We start from the raw sequence: 844 nt of genomic DNA on the forward strand, positions 1-844 counted from the left end.
TCCTTTTCCAGCCTCTCGGCGACGGCAGCCGGCTTACTATCGGCGATAAGCGCGACGTTCGTCAGCACTTTCACAGCATCCGGATCGCGTCCGCACGCCGTGACACGGCGCCTGATATCGTCATAGCGTTCGGTCGCGCCCTCCACCAGTCCGCCGTCCAGCAGGATGACATCGGCGGTGCGAGTGGCAATATCGAAGTCGGATTCCTGCAGGCCCGACAAGACGAGCACTGGCGTATCCTGCGGCGACCGGGCGACGTTCAGCGGTCCGCGCACGGAAAAGAATTCGCCCTTGTGCTCCAGCAGGTGCATCTTTTCGGGGTCGTGGAAGCGGCCGCCGCCCTGGTCGAACAGCAGGGCGTCCGCATCCCAGCCCTGCCACAGACCTTGCACGATGCCGATATATTCCTCACTGCGACGGCGGAAATCGTTAGGCGAAAATCCTTCGGGCCGGCTGAAATTGGCTGCTTCCCGTGGCGCTTGCGTCATGGTTGCGTTCCAGCCACTGCGGCCGTGGCTGATAACGTCGAGCGAAGCGAAACGGCGTGCCAGATTGTAGGGTTGGTGGGCAATTGTCGAGGCAGCGGCAACCAAGCCGATCCTGCTTGTGACAGTCGCCAGAGCGGCCAGCAAGGTCGTCGCTTCGAAGGGCATCCGTTTGTTCGCGGCTTCGCTTTCGGACGCTGGCGCGGCATCGGCAAGCAGCACCATGTCCAGCCCGGCTGCTTCAGCCTTTTGCACGAAACCAGCCAGGCGGCTGAATTCCAACCCAGTCTCGAGTGATGGATCGGCGAGCGAAACGGCAAGATGCATTGTGGCGCCGTTGTCCATCGGGGGTTCCTATG

1 protein-coding gene is annotated in these 844 nt (G+C 62.2%); it reads right to left on the reverse strand.

Annotated elements, in window-relative coordinates; all coding sequences use genetic code 11:
• Nucleotides 1–830 (reverse strand): LLM class flavin-dependent oxidoreductase (locus EN879_RS37535; protein ID WP_127274791.1); only part of this gene is annotated, 830 nt, incomplete at its 3' end.
• Nucleotides 831–844: the final 14 nt, after the last annotated feature.

The organism is Mesorhizobium sp. M7A.F.Ca.AU.002.02.1.1 (assembly GCF_003998535.1).
In the GTDB taxonomy this organism is placed as follows: Bacteria; Pseudomonadota; Alphaproteobacteria; order Rhizobiales; family Rhizobiaceae; genus Mesorhizobium; species Mesorhizobium ciceri.